The sequence below is a fragment of the Dyella sp. CR10 genome, assembly GCF_055814425.1.
In genome coordinates this window covers 82,373-107,430 of sequence record NZ_CP185986.1, presented here as the reverse complement: position 1 = coordinate 107,430, position 25,058 = coordinate 82,373, and the positions used below count along the sequence as shown (strand labels likewise).

Here is a 25,058-nt window from a genome sequence, read left to right as displayed (position 1 = left end):
CCCACTCCATCCATGGGATTTCTCGGAAAGCCCGTGGACAATCCTGGACACTCAACAAAACTTCACCACGGAGGCACGGATGTCCCCCCACGCACGATTTGCGCTGTGCATGCTCTGCCTGCTCGCCGGAAGCGCGCGAGCGCACGATGCCTGCGAGCGCAACGCGCGCATCGATCCGGAGCTGCCGGCCGGTTTCGCCGGCCGCTATCGCCTCATCGGCGTCACACCAGAGGGCCGTGCCTACAGCGGCACGCTCACGCTAAGCGTCGGTGACACGCACTACACGCTCGTGCGCCGGGCCGAAGGCCGCGTGACGCGGGGCGACGCATGGTTCGAACGCTGCGGACCCGATCGGATCGCGCAGCTCGCCGTGCGCATCGACACGCGTCCCGCTCTCGCGTGGACTTGCCAGGTCGCCACCGATGGCGGCAACGACTACCGCGTCACCTGCACCGGCCCGCGCGACGCGCAGGCACGCCAGCGCTTGGAAGCCTGGTTCCAGCAGCCTTGAGTCGCCGCGCACCGCGCCAAGGAAAAATGGGGCCCCTAGGACTTTTCTGATTCCAGCACCCCCTCCATCTGAGAAGAATCCTAAGCGCAACGGCGACGTGCCCTGACCCCCCATCCGGCCAGGACAAACAACACGGATCGCCATCCGCCTTCCCGCATGCCAAGGACGCCATGCGTCGACCACGTGTCGAAGGCAGGCCGCGCTCTACCCCGGCGCGGCCTGTCTGGAAACTTACTCACGTCGCCAAGGAGCACGACGCGAGGAACCCCTCAGAACCTGTCCGCCCGCCGTGGCGACGCGAGGGTGTTCCTAATGTCGGCCGGCACCACGCCGGGCGGCACGCGCGATCAGCAACAGCGCAGCCATGCAGTCAGTCACAGCCCTCCAACGCGACGTTGCCGCGATGCCGCCCGCCGGGTCGCGAGCACGACGCGGCGACACATTCTCCGCGGCGCCTTGTCGCGCCGCGCTCGCCGCTGCGCTGGCCCTGGCCTGCATCGCCCCTGTCCACGCCACCGCATCGCCAACGCGCGAGCGGCTGCTGGCGCAGGCACGCGCCGAACACGTCGGCGGCCACCGCGCGCAGGCCCTGAGCCTGTGCGAAACCCTGCTCCAGCGCTGGCCCGGCGACGGCGAGGCGCTCATCCTGCGCGTACGCCTGCTATCCGAACTGGGCGCCGCCGGACGCGCGCTTGAGCTGGCCCGCGTCCTGCCCGAACCACTGCCGCCCGCGGACATGGCCCGCCTCGAAGCAGATGCCGCCGCGCACCAGACGCGCTGGACCCAGGCCATGCCGGCCGACACGCGCCAGCCCTATACCGAAGCCGATCGCGCCGTCGCACTGGAAAACGCAGCCCTGGAACGCCAACGGCCACCATCCGCCGATGCCGCCGCGGTGCTCGCCGACCGCCTCGTCGCGCACGACCGCGCCGCGTTGAGCGACGCCGCGCTGCGCGACGAGCAGAGCCTGCGCGCACAAGGCGCGGCCTTGCCGCCCTATGCCGCCGCCGCGCTGGCCGATGCGCTGATGCAACAGCGCCAGCCGGAGCAGGCGATCCCGTTATACGAACAAGCGTTGCGCGCCGATCCGGGCCCTTATGCGCAAGAGCAGACGGACCCGCGCATCGGCCTCGCCTACGCGTATCTCGAAGCCGATCGTTACCGCGACGCCGTGCGCCTGATCGACCGGGTCGCCGACACGGAACCGGCCTGGCTCGCCATACACGGCAGCCACCTCCCTCAGAACAACGACCACAAGGTGGACGCCGCGCTGACCGCCGCGCAGGTGCGCCAGGAAGCCTGGCTGTACCGCGATGCTTGGCGCCGTCTCGAAGCACTGCGCGCGGAGGGCCCGACCAACGCTGCGATCTGGCACGCGCTGGCCGAAGTCGAACGCATGCGCGGCTGGCCGCGCCGCGCGGAAGACACGCTGATGGGCGCGGCCGGCCTCGATCCGGATGACACCGCCACACGCCTGGGCGCCATCGAAGCCTGGCGTGAGCTGGGCGATTTCCCGCGCGTCGAGCCGGCACTGCGCGAGGTCGAAAACGTGGTGCCGCGCGATCTCCATGTCGCCCTGGCGCGCCAGTCCTGGGATCGCCAGCGCGGCTGGCAGTTCGATGTGGACCATGCGCGCGGCCGCGGCGGCGCAGTCAACTTCGGCGACGCCGACCACGAGACCGAAGCCACCCTGCAGAGCCCGCTGCTGGCCGGGCGCTGGCGCGTCTACGGCATCACTCGCCTGGCCTACGCCAGCCTGCCTGAAGGCGACACGCGGCGCGAACGCCTCGGCCTGGGCCTGCGCCGCTATGCGCGTGGATGGGAAGCTTACGTACAGGCTCTGCCCGCCCTGGGCGGCGCCACGCGGCGCACTGCATACGAAGCCGGTCTGCGCTGGTCGCCGAACGACCGCTGGGCTTACGCACTGGATTGGAGCAACACGGGCGACCGGGACGTGCCGCTGCGCGCTCACTACTACGGCGTCACCGCGCATGCGCTCGACGCCTCCGTGCAGTGGCGGGCGAGCGAGCAAAGTGCCGTGAAGCTCAGCGCCAGCGCCGACCGTTTCAGCGACGGCAACCGTCGCTACGGCTTGGATGCGGCATGGACGCAGCGCGCCTATACGGCGCCGTGGCTCACCCTCGATGCCGGCCTGGAAGCGGGCGCCACGCGCAACTCTCGCACCGACGTCGCGTACTACAGCCCCGCCTGCGCGCGCTGGGCAGCGGCCACCGGCCGGCTGGAGAACATGCTCTACCAACGCTACGAGCGCATGTGGCGGCAGCATGTCGATCTCTCGTTCGGCAGCTACGACGAATGCCGCTACGGCAGCGGCTGGATGGCCAGCATGCGCTACGGCCAGACCTATGCGCCACGCGGCGGCCTCGCCTTCGGCTGGGGCCTGGGCTGGGCCAGCCAGCCTTACGACGGCAAGCGCGACCACCGCGTGACGCTCGACCTCTCGCTGCACTGGGGCGAATGAGATGACGTACTGCCGCTGCCTTCTCGTGCTTGTGCTGCTCTCCATGGCTTCCGTGGCCGGCGCCGCCGACCGGCTCGCCGTGCTCGCCGCGCCGTTGCCTGCGCGCGCGCCGCTGCCGCCGCTGATCGTACTGAACTATCACGATGTACGCGACGACATCCGCGACGCCGGCCGCAGCGACAGCACTGCGATCAGCACCGATCATCTGATCGCCCACCTTGAGTGGCTGCGTGCCAACGGTTTTCGCATGGTGAGCCTGGACGACGTGCTGGCCGCACGCCGAGGCACGCGCGCATTGCCGCCCAAAGCCGTGCTGCTCACCTTCGACGACGGCCTCGTCAGTTTCTATACGCGCGTGTTTCCGCTGCTGCGCGCCTACGGCTACCCGGCGCTGTTCGCGCTGGAAGGCTCATGGATGGATCTGCCTGAAGGACAGCGCTTCGACTACAACGGCGAGACCTGCGGCCACGACTGCTTCGTCGACTGGCGACAGGTGAACGAGATGCGCGACTCCGGCCTGGTGGAGATCGCTTCGCACACCTACGACTTGCACAAGGGCGTGATCGCCAATCCGCAGGGCAACACCATGCCCGCGGCGATCGCGCTCGCCTACGACCCTGCGCACGGTTATGAAAGCCCCGACGCCTACCGCGCGCGCATCCGCGCCGACCTGCGCCACAGCGCCGACGAGATCGAGCGCCATACCGGTCATCGTCCGCGCGCGATCGTGTGGCCATACGGCGCCTACAACCGCGTGGCACAGGCCGAGGCCGCCGACGTCGGCATGAACGTCTCGCTCAGCCTGGACGACGAACCGGCGACGCTGGCCAAAGGCGCCAACCTTCCGCGCCTGCTGATCGATGGCAACATCGGCGTCGAAGGTCTCGCCGCGCTGATCTATCGCCAGCGCGCGATCGATCCGCAGCGCGTGGTGCAGGTGGACCTCGACTACGTCTACGACCCGGATCCGGCACAGCAGGAAAAGAACCTCTCCGCCCTGCTGGACCGCATCCGCCGCATGAAGCCCACGCAGGTATGGCTGCAGGCCTATGCCGACCCGGACGGCGACGGCGTGGCCGATGCGGTGTACTTCCCCAACCGTCACCTGCCGATGCGCGCCGACCTGTTCGGCCGTGTGGCGTGGCAGTTGCGAACACGCTGCGAAGTCGAGGTGTATGCGTGGATGCCGGTGCTGGCGTTCCGGTTTCCCAAGGAATACGACCTGCCGACCCTGGGCAACGGCGCGCCCAGGGATGGCGATCACTATCGCCTCGCACCATGGGACCCGCACGTACGCGCCTTGATCGGCGAGGTTTACGAAGACCTCGCCATGCACGGCGGCATGAACGGCCTGCTGTTCTCCGACGATGCCTACCTGCGCGACACCGACCGCCTCGGCCCGCTCGCCCGCAGCATGCCGGCGCAGCGCACGCAGTACCTGATCGACTTCACCCGCGAACTCGCCGAGCGCGCACGGCAATGGCGCGCGCAACTGAAGACCGCGCGCAATCTCTACGCACGCCCGCTGCTGCAGCCGGCGGCGGAAGCCTGGTTCGCGCAGAGTCTCGCCGCCTTCAACGCCGCCTACGACTACACCGGCCTGATGGCGATGCCGCAGCTGGACCGCGAACCGGCGACCGACGCGTGGTTCCGCCGGCTCGCCGCGGCGGTCGCCGCGCAGCCGCAAGGCATGGACCGTACCGTGTTCGAGCTGGCGGCGGTGGACTGGCGCGCCAGCGGCAAACCGGTGCCGGTCCAGGTGCTCGGCGCGCGGCTGCGGCTGCTGCAAGCGCAGGGTGCGCGCCACCTCGGCTATTACCCCGACAACTTCGTCGAGGACCGTCCATCGCTGGAAGCGATCCGACCGTACATTTCGGCGGCCGGGCATCCGTACAAGGAACCGTGAGGCAAGGGCATGCGCGAGCTCGTCGAATGGCTGATGGACTATGCCTTCTACTATCCGCTGCTGATGTCCTTCGTATGGATGAGCGGCGGCCTGATCTATTACTTGCGCTGGGAGCGCAACCGGCCCGGCCGCGTCGCTCCGCGGCCACTGCCGCGCTATCCGTTCGTGACCTTGATCGTGCCCTGCCACAACGAGGGCGAGCAGGTGCGCGAGACCATCGCGCACCTGGATGCGCAGCGCTATCCGGACTTCGAGATCATTGCCGTCAATGACGGTTCCACCGACGACACCGGCGCACAGCTGGACCAGTTGCTGAAGGAATATCCGCGCCTGCGCGTGATCCATTTCGCCAGCAATCAGGGTAAGGCAATGGGCCTGCGCATGGCGGCGATGGCCGCGCGCGGCGATTTCCTGGTCTGCGTCGACGGCGATGCCCTGCTGGACGAATACGCCACCCATTGGCTGGTCTCCCACATGATCGCCAGCCCGCGCGTGGGCGCGGTCACCGGCAATCCGCGCATCCGCAATCGCTCCACCTTGCTGGGCAAGCTGCAGGTCGGCGAGTTTTCCTCGATCATCGGCCTGATCAAGCGCGCGCAGCGCGTGTATGGCCGCGTATTCACCGTATCGGGTGTGATCGCCTGCTTTCGCCGCAGCGCGCTGCACGACGTCGGCTACTGGAATACCGACATGGTGACCGAGGACATCGACATCAGCTGGCGCCTGCAGATGCGCCACTGGGACATCCGCTATGAGCCCAATGCCCTGTGCTGGATTCTGATGCCCGAAACGCTGCGCGGCCTGTGGAAGCAACGCCTGCGCTGGGCCCAGGGCGGCGTGGAAGTCACCCTGCGCTATGCGCGCCAGCTGCTCTCCTGGCGCCGCCGGCGCATGTGGCCGGTGGCGCTGGAGTACATGGCCAGCCTGGCCTGGGCCTACGTGGTGACCGGCATCGTCGCGCTGTGGCTGCTGGGCAAGTTCGTCGCGTTGCCGCCCGCATTGCACATCGACACCTTGCTGCCGCAATGGCACGGCGTCGTGCTTGGCATCGTGTGCCTGCTGCAGTTCGGCCTCAGCACGCTGATCGACCGGCGCTACGAGACACGCGTGGGCCGCAACTACTACTGGATGATCTGGTATCCCCTCACCTACTGGATCTTGAGCACAGCCACCACCGTGGCGGCCTTGCCCAAGGCCTTGCTCAAGCGCAAAGGCACGCGCGCCGTGTGGACCAGCCCTGATCGAGGTATCCGATGAAAGCCGAAGCCATTCTCATCCATCGTCCTGAGCGCCAGCATCCCGCGCGGCGTTTTTTCTTCACGACCGCCACGCTCATGGCCTGGATGGCCTGGGCATCGCTATGGCTGCCGCTGGTGACGCTGGTCGCATGGGCGCTGGGCTTCCATGTCGGTTACGTGGAGATGGCGGTGCGCGAACACGGCCACGGCGGCCAGGACCTGGCGATGCTGCTCGCCCTTGCCGCGGGCTGCGGGCTGCTGATGATGGTGTGGTCGTCCTACAACTACCTGCGCTTCGCCCATCGCGACCGTCGCCAGCGCACCCGTGCGGTCGAGCGCCGCGCCATCGCCGCGACGCTGGGCGTGCAGCAGGAAACCGCTGCCTGGATGCAGCGCGCGCCGCGCATGGTGCTGGAGTTCCCCGACGGTGGCGAAGTCGTGCACCGCGGGGAAGACGCCTCGTTGCCGTGCGCGGCCCGCTGAGCTGCGGGCCTTTCAGATGCGCTCGCGCCGGATGTGCTGCTCGTCGACCAGATCTTCGTGGTCGCCATGGATGTACAGGCGCTTGCCCAGTCGCGGGTAGTCGCACACGTCCTGCTCCAGTCGCAGCCCTGCCACCAGCAGCACCAGCGGATCGTCGCCGGTATTGCGCAGCACGTGCGCGGGACCCTTGCACGGAAAACCGAGGAAGTCGCCCGCCGCGATGGCGCAGCACTCCTCGCCGATATCCGCCTCGCCGCTGCCCGAGAGCACGTAGACACACTCTTCCTCGTACAGATGCCGGTGGTACGCCGACGACTCGCGCCCGGGCATGAGAGTGATCATGTGAAAGCCCATGCGGGTGAGGCCGGTGGCATCGCCGAGCGATTTCTTCAGACGCACGGCATTCGGGTTGAGGCTATGCACATGGCGCTGCACGGGCATGGCTTCGATGGCCATCGCCTTGAGCAGCTCGCGTGGCGTGTTCATGGCGCGCACCCCGGCGGCGAACGAGAGATCGAGTATCCACGGGCAATGCCGGTGAAACAAACGCGAGCAGCGGTCCACCGCTCGCGCTGCGCGCACACGGAATCAGGCGCCGGCGCCGGCTCGCTCGCCGCTGACTGCCGGCTGCGCGGCCGGCGACACCCGCCACCAGCGCTCACCCTGGTGCGGCGACTCCAGATCCAGGCGCTCGCCCATGCGCGGCGTCGTCAGTGCAACGTCGCGCGCCAGCGCCAAGGCACTCACCTGTTCGAACGGGTCCTCCCAGCGATGCATGGCCAGGTCGAAGGTGCCGTTGTGGATCGGCAACATCCAGCGCCCGCGCAGATCCAGGTGCGCCTGCACCGTCTGGGCCGGCTGCATGTGCACGTAAGGCCATTGCGGGTCGTAGGCGCCGGTTTCCATGAAGGTCACGTCGAACGGACCCAGGCGCTCGCCGATGGCCTTGAAGCCATCGAAGTAACCCGTGTCGCCGCTGAAGAACACGCGCAGGCCTTCATCGGCGATCACCCACGAAGCCCACAGCGTGCGGTCGCCATCGAACATGCCGCGGCCGGAGAAATGCTGGGCAGGCGTAGCGGTGAAGCGCAGGCCGTCCACATCGGTGCTTTCCCACCAGTCGAGCTGACGCACTTTGGCGCGGTCCACGCCCCAGGCGGCCAGCCGGTCACCCACGCCCAGCGGCGTGAGGAAGACATCCACGCGATCGGCCAGATAGGCGATGGTGTCGCGATCCAGATGATCGTAGTGATCGTGCGACAGCACCACGCCGCGGATCGGCGGCAGGTCTTCCAGCGCGATCGGTGGCGCGTGGAAACGCTTCGGCCCCATCCAGCGGAAGGGCGAAGCGCGCTCGGCGAATACCGGGTCGGTGAGCCAGAAGCCGCCGCGCAGCTTCAGCAGCAAGGTGGAGTGGCCCAGCCGATACAGGCTTCGGTCCGGCGCGGCCTCCAGCTGCGCGCGAGTCAGGGGCTGCACCGGCAGCGGCGCGGCGGGCGCGGTGTCCTTGGGCTTGTGCAGCAGCATGTTCCACATGATGCCCAGCATCTTGCCCAGGCCCTCGCGCGGGCGCGGCACGACATTGCGGAAACGCCCGTCGCGACGCTGCGGCGACGCCTCGTAGCCGCCTAGCGCGGGGCGGAACAGCAGGCGCAGGCAAGCCAGCACGACGATAACGGCGACGATCAGGCCCAGCATGGTTTTCATGGGAAAATCCCCGGGAAAAGGAAACTACACCGAGCAGTGTAATTAATTGATCCACCCAAAGTAAACCACCCGGTGTAAAATTCCCCCAATGCCCACGTCTGCCCGCCCCCGCCGCCTCACCGATCGCAAGCGCGCCGCCATCATCGATGCGGCCATCGATGAGTTCCGCGCCGCGGGCTACGAAACCACCAGCATGGACCGCATCGCGGCACGCGCGGAGGTGTCCAAGCGGACCGTCTACAACCACTTCCCCAGCAAGGAAGCCCTGTTCGCCGAGATCCTCCATCAGCTGTGGGAGGCCAGCCGCGACGGCGAAGATCTCGCCTACCGCGCCGATCGCCCGTTGCGCGAACAATTGCTGGAGCTGGTGGCGCAGAAACTGCGCCTGCTCAACGACGAGGCCTTCGTGTCGCTGGCGCGCGTGGCCATCGGCGCCACCATCCATTCGCCCGAGCGCGCACAGGAAATGGTCGCGCGCATGGAACAGCGCGAGGAGAACATCGTCACCTGGCTGCGCGCGGCCGCGAAAGACGGCCGCCTCAAGCTCAAGGACCCCGCGTTCGCCGCGCTCCAGCTGCAGGGCCTGGTGAAAACCTTCGCCTTCTGGCCACAGATCACCCTGGGCCAGCCCGCCTTGAGTGCAAAAGAACGCAAGCGCGTGGCCGAAGGCGCGGTGGACATGTTCCTGGCCTACTACGCCTGACCGGCGGCCCGATCGGCGCCACCAGGTGACTTCCGCCCTGCCCGCCCCCATCATCGGATCTTCCCCGCCCGGTCGGGCCAGCATGCCATCGCTCCCATGACTCACAAGACGCCTGCCGAGACGAACATCCACCCCGATCCCGCCGATGGCGACGCCACCGGCATGCACCGCCCCGGGCACAGCGTGCTGGACACGGTGGAGACGGCCGAATCGGACGAACTGCAACGTGAAGACGCGCTGCGCCATTCGATCCTGCGCACGCCGCGCTGAGCCCGTTCCTGGCGGCGCCTGACCGCGCCGGCTCCCCCCGCTTGATCTCCATCAACAGCTGCTCGCCGCGGCGGATCTAGATTCCATCGAGTTGCCGCCCGCGCCTGCGCGAGCGGCTTTTCCTTCATGGATCCGGATGGAGAGGCACCGATGGGCAAGTACTATTTCGTGGGCAGCGGCATCGCCTCGCTGGCCGGCGCGGCATTTCTCATCCGCGATGGCGGCGTGCTGGGCCAGGACATCGTCATCTTCGAAGAATCGCAACATCTCGGCGGCGCCTTCGATGCGCACGGCGACGCGGCGCATGGCTATTACATGAGCGGCAGCCGGATGTTCGAATCCAAGTACCGGTGCACCTTCGATCTGCTTTCCTCGATCCCTTCGGCGAGCAACCCGAATATCTCCATCAAGGAAGAAACCGATCTGGCCGCGCGCGAGGTGCCCTGGTTCAACCACGCCAGATTGGTCGACCGCGACGGCAACATCACCGACTTCCACGAACTGGGCTTCAACGAGCGCGACCGCCTGGACCTCCTGGCGATCATGGCCAAGCCCGAACATCTGCTGGACGACCGTTCCATCGCCGACTGTTTCCAGCCGCACTTCTTCCAGACCAACTTCTGGTTCGAGTGGTGCACGCTGTTCGCGTTCGAGCCGTGGCACAGCGCCATCGAGTTCAAGCGCTACCTCCTGCGTTTCGTGCATCACTTCGCCACCATCGATACGCAGGAGGGTGTGTACCGCACGCTCTACAACCAGTACGACGCCATCGCCGAACCCCTCGCGCGCTGGCTGGCCACGCGCGGGGTCGAGTTCCGCCATGGCGCGCGCGTGAACGATCTGGACTTCCTGCCCGCCGGTCGCCGGATCACCGTCAGCGGCATCCATTGGGAACAGGCCGGCCTGACCGGTCGCGTGCCGATCGCAGAGAACGACAAGGTGTTCGTCACGCTGGGTTCGATGACGGCCGACAAGCGCTTCGGCGCGACGGACCATGCGCCCTCGCTGGCGCAGGGCAAGAAAGCCGGCGCGTGGCAGCTGTGGGAGAACCTGGCGCGCGGCCGCCCTCTGTTCGGCAACCCGTCCGTGTTCGACGAACATACCGGCGAATCGGCCTGGGTCTCCTTCACCGCCACGATGAGGGACCCGTTGTTCTTCGAGCTGATGGAGGCTTTCAGCGGCAGCGAGGCGGGGATGGGCGGACTAATCACGTTCAAGGATTCCAGCTGGCTGCTCACGCTGTCGATCTATCACCAGCCGTTCTTCCGCGATCAGCCGGAAGGCACCTACGTATGGTGGGGCTACGGCCTGTTCCACGACCGGCCCGGCGACTACGTAAAGAAGCCGATGAACGCATGCACCGGCGCGGAGATCCTGGAAGAAGTACTTGGCCACCTGCATTTCGACGCGCAGCGCGAGCGCATCATGGCCGACGCCGATTGCATTCCCTGCCTGATGCCGTACATCACCAGCCAGTTCCTCGTGCGCAATGGCGGCGACCGGCCGCAGGTCGTGCCGCCCGGCTCCACCAATCTCGCCTTCCTCGGCCAGTTCGCCGAACAGCCGGACGATGTGGTGTTCACGGTCGAATACTCGGTGCGTACCGCCGCCACGGCCGTGTACACCCTGCTCGGCCTCGATAAGAAACCGCCCGCGGTCTACAAGGGGCTGCTCAGCCCGGAGGTCGTATGGCAGGCGTTGCGCACGCTGCACCGGTGACCGGAACGCCCGTTCGCGCCATCGCGCCGGCGGGCGGCTGTTTTCAGCGCTTGGCGAACAAACAGCTTGCCCTTCAGCGTGAGATAACCGCTGCCTTCGCAGCCGCTGTAGCGCCGCTCCCAGTGGATGTCGCGTCGCCGCCCTTCTCGCGCGGCGGCTCCAGCATCGCTTGCAGGCCATGCGTGACGAGCATCGGGAAGACACTGAGATGGTCTTCGCCGCCGATCACTTCCGAGCGGACATGCAGTCCCGGATAGTGTCTGGACTTCAGTATCCGCTCGAACGCCTGCGCGTTGCGCACCATGTCCACCGTGTTGTGATAACGCGGATCGCTGGAGGCCATGTCGATGGTCTCCAGGCCACCCAGGGCCATGAAGACATCCGCGGGCAGATCCTTGTGCGCGGCCGCATAGGCCTTCTCGCGTTCGAACATCACCTTGTGATCGAACTGCAGCGACGGGCTGCCGAGAATGTAGTGCTCGAACATGCCCGGTTCGGTGAGCAGCATGTGCACGCCGAGCAGACCGCCGTACGAATGGCCAACATAGATCTTCTCGCGCATGTCGGCCCGATACTCGCGTGCGACGAACGGGAACACCTCTTCCGCGATGAAGCGTCGATAGCCCTCCGCTTCGCCGTACAGCGGCGCGCGTCCGGGCATGTCCGACTCGGCATCCGACGGACCGCGCGGCGTCGTGGTGTAGTCGCGGTTGCGGCTGAATTTGGGCGTGTCGCCCTTGGCATAGGAGAGCCCTACCAGGATGAAATCGCGCAACCCGTGTCCATGGTCGCCCACGCGCCGCGCGATACTGCGGATCAGCGGAAAGGCATACGGCGCGTCGGTGACGAACACCACCGGATAGCTGCGCGCCCGATCAGCTGCGTAGTCCGCCGGCAGGCTGACGTAGAGCTGGTAGTCGCGCCCGAGCGCCTTCGAAGGCAGCTCGCGCACTTCGGTACCTTCCAGCACATAGGGCGCCGGAGCGGCACTCGCTGCCACCGCCGGCCCGGCGGACGCCGGGGCGGGCGTAGCGGAAACGACGGACGCCGGTGTTTTCGAGCAAGCGGCGAGCAATGCGAGGGCCGCCAGCATGGCGGCAGGGCGAAGGATCACGAGGCGCTTCCGATGGATAAGCCACGCATCCAACCACGGAAACGCCGGTGCGCCAACCCTTCGGTTGGCGCACGCGCTCAGCGCTTGGCGAAGAAAATGTCGATGTAGTCGGTAATCATGTAGTCGCCGTCCGGTTGCGTCATGTTCTGCATGCGCCAGTATTGCCGCTTGCCCCAGGCCTTGAGCAGGTACTTGCCTTCGCGCGTATGCGGCTTGCCGCCGTTGACGCTGGTCGACTGGGTGACGATGGAGCCGTCGAACTCCAGTTCGCGCTCGTTGAGGATGCGCAGCTTGCCCTTCAGCGTGAGGAAGCCGCTGCCTTCGCGGCCGCTGTAGCGCTGCTCGCCGTCGACGAGAATGTCTTCGCCCTCGCGATAGATCCTGGCCGTGCCAGTGGGCGCATTCTCGAAGCTCAGCCACTGCAGCGTCAGTGGGTGATTGCCGAGCACCTTCTGTTCGACCTGCGCGTCGGCCGCCGCCAGGGCGGGAAGCGCGGCCATGCAGATCAACAGGATGGCGAGCCGGCGGAAAAATGACTTCATGGTTATCGGTCCTTGATGTGATGAATGCGGGGATGGATGAGAGGGAGATGCGGGGCCATGCGATACACGTGCGAGTTACCAGAACCGGAAGCGCCTGGCCGCGACGTCGGGGCGCTGCACATCAACGATATCGCTGACGTCCTTCTTGCCGAAGCGCTTCAGCAGCTCGTCCGACCCTTCGCGCAGCTTCAGGTCCATCTCCGCCTGATAAAGCGGCACCACGGCCAGGAAGGCGATGCCCTCGCCGTCGGCGGTCTCCAGTTGATGAAAGGCCTCCGGCACGGTGACCGAAGGTAGCAGGATGGCGCCGCACAGCGCAGTGGTGGGCGCATAGGGTTTGGCCGGGTCGCCGTGGGGCACGGTGTGGCCCCAGCCGAGCCAGGTGTCGTACTTGTGGGGCAGGCGCGCGAGGAACTTGAGCAGCCGCACCGGCCAATACCAGCGCTCATCCTCGATCTGGAACGCTTCCTGATCCAGCCGCCACGATCCCGGCAGCGTGATCATCAGCTCCATGCGGCGCGGAATATCCGGCATGTCCGGCGTAGCCATCGGCAGATCGCTCATGCCCGAGGTCACCAGGCGGTGATATGGAAACACCGGCGTGGCTTTCACCAAGTGGACGTCGATATGCACGGTATCGGACACCAGCTCGTGAAAGACCGTTTCCACCGGGCCGAGATGCGCTTCGATATGCCGGGAGATCTCTTCGATCCGCCCCTCGGTCTGCGGCACCTGCCAGGGGCGCTCTTCGACGTGGTGGTAGATCGGGTTGCCGCTCAGAGAAACCGCGTCGGCGGCCTTGGGTTTGCGTTCGTCGCTCATGTTGCATCCTGCATGCGGTGTTCGAACCGGCGGGCAGCGGCCCGCGTCGTCATCCAAGGCAGGCTCGATGCGTCCCAGGCGATCGGCCAGCCTCCTGAAGCGAACGCCATCATACGGATGCGCGGGAGCCGGTCGAGTGCCCGCCCGAGACACGCGGTACCGTAACGACGCCACCCGCCTCGCGAACGCAGACCGATGCACGCACAGCACACCCTCGCCGAACTGCTCCAATCTCTGGAGCGCGAACTCCTATCGCCCTCGGTGCGCCGGTCGGACCGCGTCGGCCAGCTGCTGGCCGAGGATTTCGTGGAGTTCGGCAGTTCCGGCCGCGTCTTCCGCCGGGCCGACATCCTCGCCGCGTTGCGCGACGAAACGCCGGTGACGATCACGGCCTTGGACTTCCTCCTGCACCCGCTCGGCGCCGACGCGGCCCTGCTCACCTATCGCACCGTCCGGCACGGCGAGCTCCCGTTCCACGCCCTGCGCAGCTCGATCTGGCGGCGCGACGGCGACGCCTGGCGCATGGTCTTCCACCAGGGCACGCCGACCGCCCCGCCGGGCTGAGCCGGCCGCCGGCAATGACAACGAAAGCACTGCCATTCCGCGACGCAGCCAGCCTTCGCTTAGCGGGCCTTTAGGAACGAGTCATGTGTGCACTGCAAAAAAACCGCATTGGCGCTCCGCTTGGATCGATACAAATTAGACGCGACAATTTTTTGCGATGCGCCATAAAGACTCGCCGACTCAGCTACTTAGATGGGTAGGCCGCGTTTTTAGATCGAGCTAAAAATTCGTTGACAACGTTATCGGGCGACCCTAAGACTTCGCCCACTCCTCCGTCGAAAGGGAGTGGTTCTTCCTCGCAGGACTTACGTGGCAGGTGACCGATGCGGCCGCATCGGCGCCGCGCGACGGCGCGGCGGGATACAGGCGACAGCGCCGGCGACGGAGAGGCCGCAGGACGATCCGACAGCAGGGGGGGCTGACGGATCGGCCGGAATGAATGCGGCGCGGGACCCCAAGCAAACACCGGACGGACGCACACGGGCTGACTGCTCGTGCGGTGTCGTTCGCCCTACGAAAACGAACGGGCGGCGGACAGCTCAGCCGCCCGGCTACCACCCCCGATGGGAGGCATCGACATGGACCACCGCAGAAGCACGCTCTCTACCGCCATCCTCGCCGCGCTGTTCTGCGCCGGCACCGCGATGGCGCAGGACACCGGCACCACGCCACCGCAACCGCAGGCCGGCACCGACAAGAGCACGCCGCCGGCGCAGGCGGACCAGGGCCAGGCCAAGCAGCTCGAAGGCGTCACCGTCAGCGGCATCCGCGCGAGCCTGCAGAAGTCGCTCGACCTCAAGCGCAACTCCGATTCGATCATCGACGCCATCTCGGCCGAGGACGTGGGCAAGTTCCCCGACACCAACGTCGCCGAATCGCTCTCGCACCTGCCCGGCATCAGCGTCGACCGCAACTTCGGCGAAGGCGACAAGGTGTCCATCCTCGGCACCGACCCGGCGCTCAACCGCCTGCTGCTCAACGGCCAGACGGTGGCGTCGACCAACTGGACCAGCGACCCGAATCATCCGGACGGCCGCTCCTTCAACTACAGCCTGCTCACCTCCGAGATCATCGGCACCGCGGAGGTCTACAAGACACCGCAGGCGCGCATCGACGAAGGCAGCATCGGCGGCACCGTCATCGTCAATACGCGCCGCCCGCTCGACCTGAAGGCCAACACGCTCACCGGCACCGTCAGCTACGGCTACAACGACCGCGCCGACAAGGGCAAACCCAATGCCTCGGTGCTGTACAGCTGGAAGAACAGCGACGAGACCTTCGGCGTGCTCGGTTCGTTGATGCATTCGGACAAGGTGATCTACCGCGAAGGCACGGAGATCTTCGGCTACCAGCGCGCCAACGATCCGACCGATACCGATCCGACCCATCAATTCCCGCCCAGCGTCGTGGCGCCGGGCACCAGCTTCACCTACCCCACCGCGATCAACACCGCGCTGTTCCAGCAGCACCGCAAGCGTGACGGTGTGGCAACCGGCGTGCAGTGGAAGCCGAACAAGTCGTTCGAGCTGAACTTCACCGGCCTGTTCGTCACCGAGAAGTTCGACAACTACAACCAGAGCCGCTATGGCGACTGGTCCGGCAGCGCGCCGGCGGCCACGTCGGTCAACGTGCAGAACGGCGTCGCCACCGGCGGCTCCTATGGCTCCGCCGCGCCGACCTATCTGGACGGCTACGAGCGCTTCTCCAAGGTCAACACCGGCGCCCTGCAGCTGCGCGCCGACTGGCACGGCGAAGGCTGGAACGCCTCCAGCCAGATCGGCTACACCAATTCGTCCGGCGGCTCGCAGGGCATCTACAGCCTGCAGCTCCGCGGCTACGGCGGCTACAACTGGAACCTCGCCGGCCAGCACCCGCAGATCAACTACAACACCGACCCGACCGACACCAGCCAGATGTTCGCCCACGGCGCCGGCTTCAGCCGTGCGCCCAGCTACGACCGCGAGCGCTACTTCCAGGCCGACTTCAGTCACGACGTCACGCTGGGGCCATTGAACACGGTGGAGCTGGGCATCAAGAGCAGCAACCACTTCAACGGCCAGACCAACTATGCGGCGAGCATTCCCGTCCAGGACGGCAGCGGCGTGACCCTGGCCGACCTGCAAGGCGGCATGACGCCCGGCGGCTACCTCGACGGTCTGAGCCCGGCCGGCAACATGGGCCGCTGGGTGCAGATCAGCAAGGGCGGCCTGAAGCAGTACGTCAACACGCTGTACACCGATGCGCCGATGGACCCGAAGGCGACCTACGCCATCACCGAGCAGAACCGCGCCTTCTATATCCAGGGCGATTTCGGCGGCGACAACTATCGCGGCAACATCGGCGCGCGCTACGTGCACACGCGCAACGGCATCACCGGCTACAACGTGGCGGCGAACAACCAGTACGAGCCGGTGGACCAGAAGAACCGCTACAACGAGTGGCTGCCGTCGTTCAACATCGCCTACGACGTGCGCGATGACCTGACCTTGCGCTTCGCCGCCGCCAAGACCCTGGCCCGCCCGCGCTACCAGGACATGACGCCGTACGTGGCGCTGGACGACCGCACCAAGACGGGCTCTTCCGGCAACGTCAACCTCAAGCCCTACAAGGCCACCAATTACGACGCCACGGCCGAGTGGTACTTCGCGGAGAACAGCCTGCTGTCGGCGGAGTTCTTCTTCCGCCGCATCAGCGACTACGTGCTCTACACCACCGTCGCGCGCACGTACTACAACCTCACCGAGCAACGGAACACGGTCTACCAGATGGTGACCCCGACCAACGCAGGTGTGGCCAAGGTCAAGGGCGTGTCGCTGACCTACCAGACCAGCTTCGGCCACGGTTTCGGCCTGGCGGCGAACTACACGTACTCCGACGACAGCACCAGCAACGACTTCCCGCTGCCGTATAACTCCAAGAACTCGTTCACGCTCACGCCGTACTACGAGCAGGGTCCCTGGAGCGCCCGCGTCACCTTCAGCCGCCGCTCGCCGTACTTCACGCAGATCGGCACGCTGGAATCGCAGCAGATCACCGGCCGCTTCCGCCAGCTCGATGCTTCGGTGTCGTACCAGGTCAACGACCACATGCGCGTGCAGCTGGACGGCACCAACCTGCTGGACGAGACCTACTTCGTCTACAACGGCACGCCGAGCCAGCCGTACAACGCATACAAGAACGGGCGCACGTATACGCTGAGCATGAACTTCAAGCTATAAAGCGCTTCCCATCCACTGGGGACGCGACGAACGGGCCTGCGACTATCGTGGGCCCGTTTCGTTTGGTGGCCAGGCTGGCTTCGCCATCGCCGTGCAATGTCTCGCCCTAACGCGGCTTCACCACGTAGTACTGCTTCTGATCGCCATAGCGCGGCGCCTTCAGGTCGATTTCCGCGCACAGCTGCTGGTCGCCGCAGGGCGCCACTTTGGCACGGTTGACCGTCTCCAGATAAGCCACCTGCGCGCGCAGCTGGTCCAGCCGCTCGCGGTAGCCGCCGTGCACCGCCTGCCATGCATAGACCAGCGTGATCAGGCACAGCGCCGTCACCACGCCCATGCCCCATAGCGCCCACTTGCGCTGTCGCGCATAGATCGCATGCGCGCGCTTGAAACCATCGGCCGCGCGCTGCGCTTCGCCGATCGCATGCGACAGATGCTTCTGCAGTTCCAGCCGGGCGCGCTCGCTCTCGCGGTGGAAATCCAGGCCGGCCTCGCGCACCTCGGTCTTGATGGCGTGGCGGAACTCGCTGACCTGGCTTTGCAGCGAGGCCTGCAGCAGGCCGAGCGCGGAGGTGGTTTCGCGGATGATGTCCGCGGGGTGAAGCGGCTCGCCGGCGGCGGGCGGATTCGGTTCCATGAATGCATTCTCCTTAGTGTGTGGCGCCGGAAAGTTACGGCTTCCGTTCGCCAGCCGTCGGGAGTGTAGTCGCCCGCGGGCGCCGTTTGGTTCGCCTGGCGCACAAAGAATGCAGTTACGCGGGCTCCCGCTGTCCTGAATCGGGCACGGATGAGGCGGCGCGGTGCAGCCTGCCGTACTGCCTGAACAACGTTGCGGCTCCCCAGATGCTCACCGCGATACCGAGCGTGGAAAGCGCCAAGCCTGCCCAGTTGCAGGCCACGACCCGTTCAGTCGCCATTGGCACGACCATCGGAAGCCCCCAGACGATAGCGCTGATCAGGAGGCAGGCGGTGCCGATGCCCAGTCGCAGAAAACTCACGTGGCCGTACGCCCTCAACGCATCCAGCTGCAGTGCAAGCAAGGTGACCTGCGCTGCGATACTGATACCCAGGCCCAGCAGGCCGATCAGCTGCATCTGATCCATAAAGCCTCCCTGACGGCATGCATGCCAGTCGCCTGCCGCTAGGCCAGCGCCAGCGCGAAATCGATCGCCGCGCAAACCGCCGCTGCCTGCGCTCCATTGCATTGCTCGGGCGTGGCGCGCGGACTGTCCGGATAGACTTCGGTCGTGGTGGTGAAGCGCGCGCCGGTTATGCCGGCGCACAGGCCGAGCTCGCGCAGCGGATAGCGGATTACGCCCGGCGCCACTACCGGGGAGCCGATGATCTCGCCGTGAGCGTCGGCCGGTGCGATATGAGTGACCTTCTCGACGGCCGCGATCACCGCCTGCTGGAATGCGGGCTGCGGATTCTCGGTGTCGTCGACGAGATAAAAGCCATCGGGGATCTCGCCCGGCTCGAACGGCTTGCCGTCGCGTGCGGCCAGCGCGGGGCGGAACTCGCTCTCGTCGCTGTCGGTGGTTTCATGCAGGTCGATGTGCATCAGCACGCGTCCGCGCAGCGGCGACACCAGGCCCAGCAGTGCCGCCGATTCCTGCGCCGGGCTGTTGGCGCGGAAAGAACGGTTCGGGTCGATGGCGAGCGGATTCCAGCGATGGATGCGCTCATAGGCCCAGGGACTGACGCACGGTGCCACCAGCAGGTTGGCGCGGCCTTCGTAAGCGGCCGCGTGGCGATCGACGAACTCCAGCGCGCCATGCACGCCACTGGTCTCGTAGCCGTGCACGCCACCGGTCACCAGCATCACGGGCAGGTCGTCGCGCCAATCCCGGCTGCGGATCGCCAGCAGCGGATAGCTGTCGGGGGCGTAGTCGATACGGCCGTACGTCACCACGTCGAAGCGCGAACGCAAGGCGTCGATCTTGCTCAGCACATCAACCGCGTAACTGCGGTGCCGCACCTGACGCGCCAGCCATGCGGCGACTTCCGCTGGCCCCCACGGGGTGCCAGGGGTACCGATCGGATAGAAGGCTTGAGTCGTCATGGCGTCGTTCGCTCCACGGGCGGATGGCTGAAGCGACGCACTTTAGCATCGCCGGCCGCGGCTACTTCGGCCGGCCGGCACGACCGATGCGCTCCAGCGCCTTGGACAAGGCCGGCGGCACCTGTCCAGCGGCGTGCTCACGCGCGGGTCGGCATAAGGCTGCGAAGGTGCCGCGCGGCGGCAAGCCGAACGGCGCTAGCGATACTTGGCGAAATCCACATCCTTCTTGGCGAATAAGCCCGAGGCCGACAGAGCCCGCTCGACATCGGCGATCACGGCTGCGTTGCCGACCGGCGCCGCCACGAACAACGCCCAGATGTCGTCGTCGATCTCGTACTCGCCGCCGGGGTAGCGCCAGTAGCTGAAGAAGCGGTCGTGCAGTAGCGCCACATCGGCGGTATCCATGCCCTGTGGATGCGCCACGCGTTGCGCGCCCAACGCATCGCGCAGGATGCCGGCCACATCGGGGAAACCTTCGACGCGATGATCGTCGACGATTTCGACCAGCAGATCGGTGCCGTAGTACACCGGCCGCACGTAGAACCGCGCTGGATCAGCCATGGCCTCGCTCCTGCGTGTTGCGTCTCAGCGTCGCGTCGCCAGCACGCCGTCCAGCGCCAGCTCCGCTCTGAACCCCGCCTTCTCCAGCCGCCGCGATACCTCGCGCGGCACGTCGCGGTCGCTGGTGAGCTTGTTCGGGCTGCCGGTGTAGTGGAACAGCCGGCCGCCACGGCGCACGACCCGCGCGAGCTGATCGTAGAACGCCTGCGAATACAACTCGCCGGCGATGCCGAAGCGCGGCGGATCGTGCAGCAATGCATCCACCGAGGCATCGGCGATGCCCGCGATCGCCTGCGATACGTCCGCATGCGTCAGCTGCAGCCGGCCGCCCGCCGACGGCGCGTCCGGGTCCGGCGACCATGGATTGAGCGTGCGCAGCCACAGCACGTCGGGGTTCTTTTCGAACGAAACGATGCGCGCTACGCCGGCCTCGAGGCAGCAGGCGGCGAAGTAACCCAGGCCGCCGCAGGTATCGAGCACCACTTTGCCGCGCGGCTCGACCAGCGCCACCTTTCGACGCGCATCGTCGAACGGCGAAGTCTTCGCGGTGGGCAGCATCTTGATGCCGTCGATCTCGAAGGTCGGCGCGCCCCACTCGGTAGGCACCAGCTTGATCAGCGAGCCGGAGAAGCGCGATACCGGCGCGAAGTCTTCGCCGTCCCAGAAATAGATCGTGCGGTCCTTGATCTTGCCGGGATAGGGATAAGCGTGGCCCTGCCACGTCCACGCGTCCGCTTGCAGAGCCGCGTTGCCGGTGGAACGCCCCAGGTCGAGCGACCCGCTCCAGGCGGTCTTGCCGGCACGATGCGCCGCCAGCAGCGCTTCGGCTTCGGAACGCGTAAGCAAGGGGCCGGTGTAGTGCGGCACGGCGGACTTCTCGGGAAACAGGGAAGCGAAGAGTACCGGACTCGCCAGGCCCGCGCCCTCACGCCGCCACGGGCGTCTCGTGCAGATGCCGCCAGGCGATGGTGCCGCCGGCATCGCGCTCGAACACCGCGGTCGAGCGCCGTACCGTGCGCTGGCCGGCCGCGTCGGTCTGGATCTCGCGATAGCCGACGACGGCCCCGTCCGGCCATGCGGCGATGCCGTGCAGTTCGTCGATCGCGATGCGCAAGCCCGGACGCGCGCCATGCCCCTGCGCGAACAAGGCCTCCACGTCGGCATGGCCGACCCGTGCGCCGGACAGCGCGATCATCGAAAACCGCGGCGAGAAGCGCCGCAGCAGCGGCGCAAGCCGGTCGGCCGCGGCCTGCCCCGACAGCCATTGCTCGATCACCACATGAGCGTCGACGACTTCCTGCAGGAAAGGATCGGATAGCGACATGGAAGACATCCTTGCATTCAACGAGAAGGAGGAAGCGCCGCGGCCGCACCGTGCGCCGCCAGGCGCCGGATCATCGGCAGCGGCACCAGCGTCAGCAGCGCGGCCAGGCCGAAGCATTGCCGGTACGGCAGCGTCGCCGCGCCATCCGCAGCGAGCGGCAACAGCAGATTGAGCGCGCTGCCAAGCACCGCCACGCCGAGGCAGAAGCTCAGCTGGCGATTGATGTTCCACAGCGCGCTGGCGTCGCCCATGCGTTCGGCCGGCACGTCGAGAAAAGCGGCGCTCTGCGCGGTGCTCGTACACAGGCTCGCGCCGAAGCCCATCGCGGCGAAGGCCAGCAGCCGGCCGGCTTCCGTGGCGGCCAGCGGCGTGGCAAGCACGGCGATCCCCGCGGCTTCCACCGCGATACCCCAGGCGAACAGGGGGCGGGCGCCCCACCGGGAAAAACCGCGGCGCGTGGTCGCGATCGCCACGAACGAGGCCAGCGCCCACGGCAGCATCAGCGCGCCGACGTGCGTCGCGCTGAGCCCGAGCCGGTTCTGCAGATAAAGCGAGGCGACCAGATTCACGCCGGTAAATACGCCAGGCACGCAGAGGTAGATCACCAGCCCGGCACGCAGCAGCGGCTGCGTGAGCAACCCCAAGTCGAGCACGGGTGCGCGGACGCGTCGCGCGTGAAACACGTAAGCGCAGACGGCAATGCCCGCCAGCGTCAGCGCCACACCCGCCGCCGCTGCCTTGCCCGTGTCACCGGCCCAGGTCAGGCCCAGCAACAAGGCCACGAGTGCGATGGCACTGAGCGCCAGGCCCGGCGCATCGAGCGTGCGCGGCTGGTCCGCCGCTTCATCGCGCGGCAGCCAGGCCAGCGCGAGCACCGCGGTCACCATCGCCAGCGGCAACATACCGAAGAACATCGCGCGCCACGACGCGTGATCGGCCACCAGGCCGCCCACCGCCGGTGACAAGGCCGGCACCAGCAGCGCCACCGTCATCACTACCGAGGTCAGCTGCGCCCGTGCCGACGGCGGGTAAGCGCGATACGCCATGGCCTGTCCCACTGGAATCAGCAGGCCGCCGCCCAGGCCTTGCAGCAGGCGCCAGCCAAGCACGGCCTGGATCGTGCGCGCACCGCCGACGCCGAGACAGCCCAAGGCGAACAACAGCAACGATGCCACCAGCACGCGCCGCTCGCCGTAGCGGCGCGCCAGCCAGGCGCCCAGCGGAATCACCACGGTGAGGCCCAGCACGTACATGTTGCCGATCCACGCCAGCTGCGCCACCGACGCGTGCAACTCGCGCTGCAACGCCGGATACGCGGCATTGATCATGAACATGTTGGCCAGATCGATACCGAAGCCAAGCAGGTAGACAATGGCGATACGCGAACGCGCGGACATGGCAGGCACGGGGGAAGCGAGCGACGGGCGGCAGTGTAGAATTCGCGTCGCACACGGATAAGCGCGGCCCGCCGAATTCACCCGTCGATATTTTTTGACAATGCCGGCCACTCCCTCATGCCAGCAGGACGATCTCCCTCAGCCATGGTGAGCCTGGACCGCTTCATCGTTTTTCGCGCCGTGGTGGAAAGCGGCTCGTTCACCGCCGCCGCCACGGCTCTCGGCCAGGCACGTGCGGCGGTGAGCTTTCACATCAAGCAGCTCGAAGCGGAACTGGGCGTGGCCTTGCTCACGCGCACCACGCGGCGCGTGCAGCCCACCGAAGCGGGCGAGCGTTTCTATCGGCGCTGCCTGCGCGTCCTCGAGGAAGCCGAGAACGCCATCGAGGAAGCACGCGGCGAGCATGGCGGCATGCACGGCATGCTGCGCGTAACGACCACCGTGGAGTACGGCCTGGCCGTGGTCGCGCCGGCGTTGCACGCATTCACCCAGGCGCATCCCACGCTGCGCGTGCGCCTGGAGACGCATACCGCGCAGGCCGACCTGATGCGCGACCGGTTCGACGTCGCCATCCGCCTGGGCCGCCCGGAGCAGTTCGCCGATCTGCCCTATCGCGGCATGCGCCTGGGCAGCTACGACATCCGTCCGGTGATCGCTCCCGCATTGCTCGCCACTACCGGCAAACGTCGCATCGCATCGCCCGAAGCGCTGGCTCGCCTGCCGCAGCTGGGCCATAGCCGTCTCGAACACATCGCGGCATGGACACTGCAAGACCGCGGCGGCGCATCCCATCGCTACGAACCCTCCGCGAATCCGCCACTCACGGTAGACAACGCGTCCGTACTGCGCCTGCTCGCGCGCCGCGGCGCCGGCGTGGCGCTGTTGCCCGATTGGCTGGTACGCGAGGACCTGGCCGACGGCACGCTGATCGACGCGCTGCCGGGTTACCGCTTCCCCACGCAGGGCATCTACGCGCTGTATCTGTCGCAGCCGCACGTGCCGCGGAAGGTGCGGACGTGGGTGGATTTCATGAAGGCTTACGTGGGAGCCACCGGCACGCCATAGCGCCGGTTCAGTGCGGCGCGGCTGGATGCTCGCCGAACACATCCCGGTAGACATCGGGCGTCGCAGTCAGCAGCTGCCGCACCCGTTCCTTCGAAAGGCTGCGCCAGGTCCAGCGGATCTCGAATGGCCTGCGCAGAGAAAGGAAGGTCGCCTTGCTCCAATCGGGCTCTCCCTGCCCTATCGCGACCACGAACAAGCCATCCGGGGTTCGGCACAGCCAGTTGGCGTCGATTTCGTACAGGCCGCCCTGGTTCCCGCTCATCACGTGCGTGCGCCAGCGATGCAGCACGCGCAGGCTGGTGGCCGGAACCTCCGCGCCGTGCACGATGGGGCGCTGCCTGGCGAAAGACGCCTCTAGCAGAGATTCGGCCCGGCTGCTCCATGACAACCCGCCCGTGAAGATCGGGATCAACACCAAGGCCACGGCAAAAACCAGCAACGGCCACATGACGCATCCCCTTCGTCGCTCATCCCATGACCAGTCGCGGCAGCGTCCTGGCCATGGGACCGCCGGCAGGCATGCCGGACGGAGCGATCGATCAATGAATGTTGAAACGATACTCCAGCGTCGCCGACGCCATGTACGGGCTATTGGTGCCGTTGATGATGCCCTTGGCCTTGGCGCGGTAGCGGTCGACGTTCAGGCCCAGGCTCAGCTGCGGGCTGAAGTCGTAACCGATGCCGGCGCCGACGTACAGGTTGGTGTCGGTGGCCGAGTCCTCGCCGATGAAGGCGCCGTTGGCGGTCACCTTCGACTTGGAGAAGAACGCGCCCAGGCGCGCGCTGGCGTGCCAGTTTTCGCCGAAGCTCCAGCGGCCGTTGGCGCCCAGCGTCCAGCCGGTGACGTGCAGCTCGTACTTGAAGGGCACGCCGTAGGGGTCGTTGAAGGGCGGGCCGAAGTAGAACGCCTGCACCTTGGGCTTGCCCAGGTCGACGTAGCCGCCTTCGATACCCCAGGTGTCCTGCCAGCGGTAGCCGAAGTTGAGGTTGTAGCCCCAGCTGTTCTTGTCGGTGAGGCCGGAGACGTTGGAGTGCGACACGCCCGCGCCGACATTGACGAACATATGGTCCGGATCCGCATTGCCCGCATGCGCGGCGAACGAGGAAGCGGCCAGGGCGACGCCCAGCGAGGCGGTCAGAAACAAATGACGCATGAGTACCTGTCCCTAGTGAGGTTGAAGTGCGCTTGCGGCGCGAGTGAAATCCCTTGGCAGGTCGCGGAGAAGACGCGCGAGCACGCGCACCGGTTTCCGCGGTAGCGGACGGCGTCCTGGCGACGTGACCTGACGGCATGAAACAGCCATCCCACTGGCCGAGAGCGCATCCTTGCTTCCCCTGACATGACCGGCGGCTTGCCAGTCCGGCGCAAG

The 25,058-nt window shown here is 66.9% G+C and carries 25 protein-coding genes; 11 read left to right on the top strand and 14 right to left on the bottom strand.

Annotated features, from left to right (window positions below):
* Nucleotides 1–79 precede the first annotated feature (79 nt).
* The 5 genes from ACNR9O_RS00490 (at nt 80) to pgaD (ending at nt 6,620) form a co-directional block, all read left to right on the top strand.
* A complete protein-coding gene (locus ACNR9O_RS00490; RefSeq protein ID WP_473684021.1) occupies nt 80–511 on the top strand; it encodes a hypothetical protein in 432 nt (143 codons plus the stop codon).
* A 346-nt stretch (nt 512–857) separates the two neighbouring features.
* Nucleotides 858–2,993 (top strand): poly-beta-1,6 N-acetyl-D-glucosamine export porin PgaA, encoded by a 2,136-nt coding sequence (gene pgaA, locus ACNR9O_RS00485; RefSeq protein ID WP_473688417.1) that lies wholly within the window; start codon nt 858–860, stop codon nt 2,991–2,993.
* Between the two features lie 43 nt (nt 2,994–3,036).
* The gene (gene pgaB, locus ACNR9O_RS00480; protein ID WP_473684023.1) at nt 3,037–4,899 is read left to right on the top strand and encodes a poly-beta-1,6-N-acetyl-D-glucosamine N-deacetylase PgaB; all 1,863 of its coding nucleotides are present in this window, start codon (nt 3,037–3,039) and stop codon (nt 4,897–4,899) included.
* 9 nt (nt 4,900–4,908) lie between these two features.
* A complete protein-coding gene (pgaC, locus tag ACNR9O_RS00475) occupies nt 4,909–6,156 on the top strand; it encodes a poly-beta-1,6-N-acetyl-D-glucosamine synthase (protein ID WP_473684025.1) in 1,248 nt (415 codons plus the stop codon).
* Nucleotides 6,153–6,620 carry a poly-beta-1,6-N-acetyl-D-glucosamine biosynthesis protein PgaD gene (pgaD, locus tag ACNR9O_RS00470; protein WP_473684027.1) on the top strand — a complete coding sequence of 156 codons (468 nt, stop codon included), beginning with the start codon at nt 6,153–6,155 and terminating at the stop codon, nt 6,618–6,620. The genes pgaC and pgaD overlap by 4 nt, the downstream gene beginning before the upstream one ends.
* 12 nt (nt 6,621–6,632) lie before the next feature.
* On the opposite strand, the gene ACNR9O_RS00465 is transcribed toward pgaD, so the two are convergent.
* On the bottom strand, nt 6,633–7,106 hold the full coding sequence (locus ACNR9O_RS00465) for a cupin domain-containing protein (RefSeq protein WP_473684028.1): 474 nt from the start codon (nt 7,104–7,106) through the stop codon (nt 6,633–6,635).
* Between the two features lie 102 nt (nt 7,107–7,208).
* Nucleotides 7,209–8,327 carry an MBL fold metallo-hydrolase gene (locus ACNR9O_RS00460; protein ID WP_473684030.1) on the bottom strand — a complete coding sequence of 373 codons (1,119 nt, stop codon included), beginning with the start codon at nt 8,325–8,327 and terminating at the stop codon, nt 7,209–7,211.
* An 88-nt stretch (nt 8,328–8,415) separates the two neighbouring features.
* On the opposite strand from ACNR9O_RS00460, the gene ACNR9O_RS00455 reads away from it, so the two are divergent.
* The 3 genes from ACNR9O_RS00455 to ACNR9O_RS00445 all read left to right on the top strand — a co-directional run bounded on the left by ACNR9O_RS00455 (nt 8,416) and on the right by ACNR9O_RS00445 (nt 11,019).
* Complete coding sequence (locus tag ACNR9O_RS00455; RefSeq protein WP_473684033.1) at nt 8,416–9,030, top strand: TetR/AcrR family transcriptional regulator; 615 nt, start codon at nt 8,416–8,418, stop codon at nt 9,028–9,030.
* A gap of 96 nt (nt 9,031–9,126) precedes the next feature.
* Nucleotides 9,127–9,300, top strand: coding sequence for a hypothetical protein (locus ACNR9O_RS00450; protein WP_473684035.1), 174 nt, complete (start codon nt 9,127–9,129; stop codon nt 9,298–9,300).
* A 150-nt stretch (nt 9,301–9,450) separates the two neighbouring features.
* On the top strand, nt 9,451–11,019 hold the full coding sequence (locus ACNR9O_RS00445) for an oleate hydratase (protein WP_473684037.1): 1,569 nt from the start codon (nt 9,451–9,453) through the stop codon (nt 11,017–11,019).
* Between the two features lie 73 nt (nt 11,020–11,092).
* Here ACNR9O_RS00445 and ACNR9O_RS00440 read toward each other — a convergent pair whose 3' ends face one another.
* From ACNR9O_RS00440 to ACNR9O_RS00430, 3 genes are all read right to left on the bottom strand, one after another.
* On the bottom strand, nt 11,093–12,133 hold the full coding sequence (locus ACNR9O_RS00440; RefSeq protein ID WP_473684039.1) for an alpha/beta hydrolase: 1,041 nt from the start codon (nt 12,131–12,133) through the stop codon (nt 11,093–11,095).
* A 77-nt stretch (nt 12,134–12,210) separates the two neighbouring features.
* Nucleotides 12,211–12,675 (bottom strand): hypothetical protein, encoded by a 465-nt coding sequence (locus ACNR9O_RS00435; RefSeq protein ID WP_473684041.1) that lies wholly within the window; start codon nt 12,673–12,675, stop codon nt 12,211–12,213.
* Nucleotides 12,676–12,750: 75 nt separating this feature from the next.
* Nucleotides 12,751–13,497 (bottom strand): suppressor of fused domain protein, encoded by a 747-nt coding sequence (locus ACNR9O_RS00430; RefSeq protein ID WP_473684043.1) that lies wholly within the window; start codon nt 13,495–13,497, stop codon nt 12,751–12,753.
* 195 nt (nt 13,498–13,692) lie between these two features.
* On the opposite strand from ACNR9O_RS00430, the gene ACNR9O_RS00425 reads away from it, so the two are divergent.
* The gene (locus ACNR9O_RS00425) at nt 13,693–14,061 is read left to right on the top strand and encodes a nuclear transport factor 2 family protein (protein WP_473684045.1); all 369 of its coding nucleotides are present in this window, start codon (nt 13,693–13,695) and stop codon (nt 14,059–14,061) included.
* A gap of 578 nt (nt 14,062–14,639) precedes the next feature.
* On the top strand, nt 14,640–17,279 hold the full coding sequence (locus ACNR9O_RS00420; RefSeq protein ID WP_473684047.1) for a TonB-dependent receptor: 2,640 nt from the start codon (nt 14,640–14,642) through the stop codon (nt 17,277–17,279).
* A 106-nt stretch (nt 17,280–17,385) separates the two neighbouring features.
* Here the strand turns inward: ACNR9O_RS00420 and ACNR9O_RS00415 are convergent, their stop codons facing one another.
* From ACNR9O_RS00415 to ACNR9O_RS00385, 7 genes are all read right to left on the bottom strand, one after another.
* Nucleotides 17,386–17,916 (bottom strand): hypothetical protein, encoded by a 531-nt coding sequence (locus ACNR9O_RS00415; protein WP_473684049.1) that lies wholly within the window; start codon nt 17,914–17,916, stop codon nt 17,386–17,388.
* Nucleotides 17,917–18,031: 115 nt separating this feature from the next.
* Entirely contained in the window at nt 18,032–18,382 is a 351-nt protein-coding gene (locus ACNR9O_RS00410; RefSeq protein WP_473684051.1) for a hypothetical protein, read from the bottom strand.
* Between the two features lie 38 nt (nt 18,383–18,420).
* On the bottom strand, nt 18,421–19,341 hold the full coding sequence (locus ACNR9O_RS00405; RefSeq protein WP_473684053.1) for a M14 family metallopeptidase: 921 nt from the start codon (nt 19,339–19,341) through the stop codon (nt 18,421–18,423).
* A 195-nt stretch (nt 19,342–19,536) separates the two neighbouring features.
* Nucleotides 19,537–19,902: a hypothetical protein gene (locus ACNR9O_RS00400; protein ID WP_473684055.1), complete on the bottom strand. Its 366-nt coding sequence runs from the start codon at nt 19,900–19,902 to the stop codon at nt 19,537–19,539.
* Between the two features lie 24 nt (nt 19,903–19,926).
* A complete protein-coding gene (locus ACNR9O_RS00395) occupies nt 19,927–20,769 on the bottom strand; it encodes a class I SAM-dependent methyltransferase (RefSeq protein ID WP_473684057.1) in 843 nt (280 codons plus the stop codon).
* Between the two features lie 58 nt (nt 20,770–20,827).
* A complete protein-coding gene (locus ACNR9O_RS00390) occupies nt 20,828–21,226 on the bottom strand; it encodes a hypothetical protein (protein WP_473684059.1) in 399 nt (132 codons plus the stop codon).
* A 17-nt stretch (nt 21,227–21,243) separates the two neighbouring features.
* Complete coding sequence (locus tag ACNR9O_RS00385) at nt 21,244–22,623, bottom strand: MFS transporter (RefSeq protein ID WP_473684061.1); 1,380 nt, start codon at nt 22,621–22,623, stop codon at nt 21,244–21,246.
* A gap of 144 nt (nt 22,624–22,767) precedes the next feature.
* Between ACNR9O_RS00385 and ACNR9O_RS00380 the strand changes: the two genes are divergently transcribed.
* Nucleotides 22,768–23,688, top strand: a complete 921-nt coding sequence (locus tag ACNR9O_RS00380) for a LysR family transcriptional regulator (protein WP_473684063.1) — start codon at nt 22,768–22,770, stop codon at nt 23,686–23,688.
* A 7-nt stretch (nt 23,689–23,695) separates the two neighbouring features.
* Here ACNR9O_RS00380 and ACNR9O_RS00375 read toward each other — a convergent pair whose 3' ends face one another.
* Nucleotides 23,696–24,136: a hypothetical protein gene (locus tag ACNR9O_RS00375; RefSeq protein WP_473684065.1), complete on the bottom strand. Its 441-nt coding sequence runs from the start codon at nt 24,134–24,136 to the stop codon at nt 23,696–23,698.
* A 91-nt stretch (nt 24,137–24,227) separates the two neighbouring features.
* Nucleotides 24,228–24,842 carry a porin family protein gene (locus ACNR9O_RS00370; protein WP_473684067.1) on the bottom strand — a complete coding sequence of 205 codons (615 nt, stop codon included), beginning with the start codon at nt 24,840–24,842 and terminating at the stop codon, nt 24,228–24,230.
* Between the last annotated feature and the right edge of the window lie 216 nt (nt 24,843–25,058).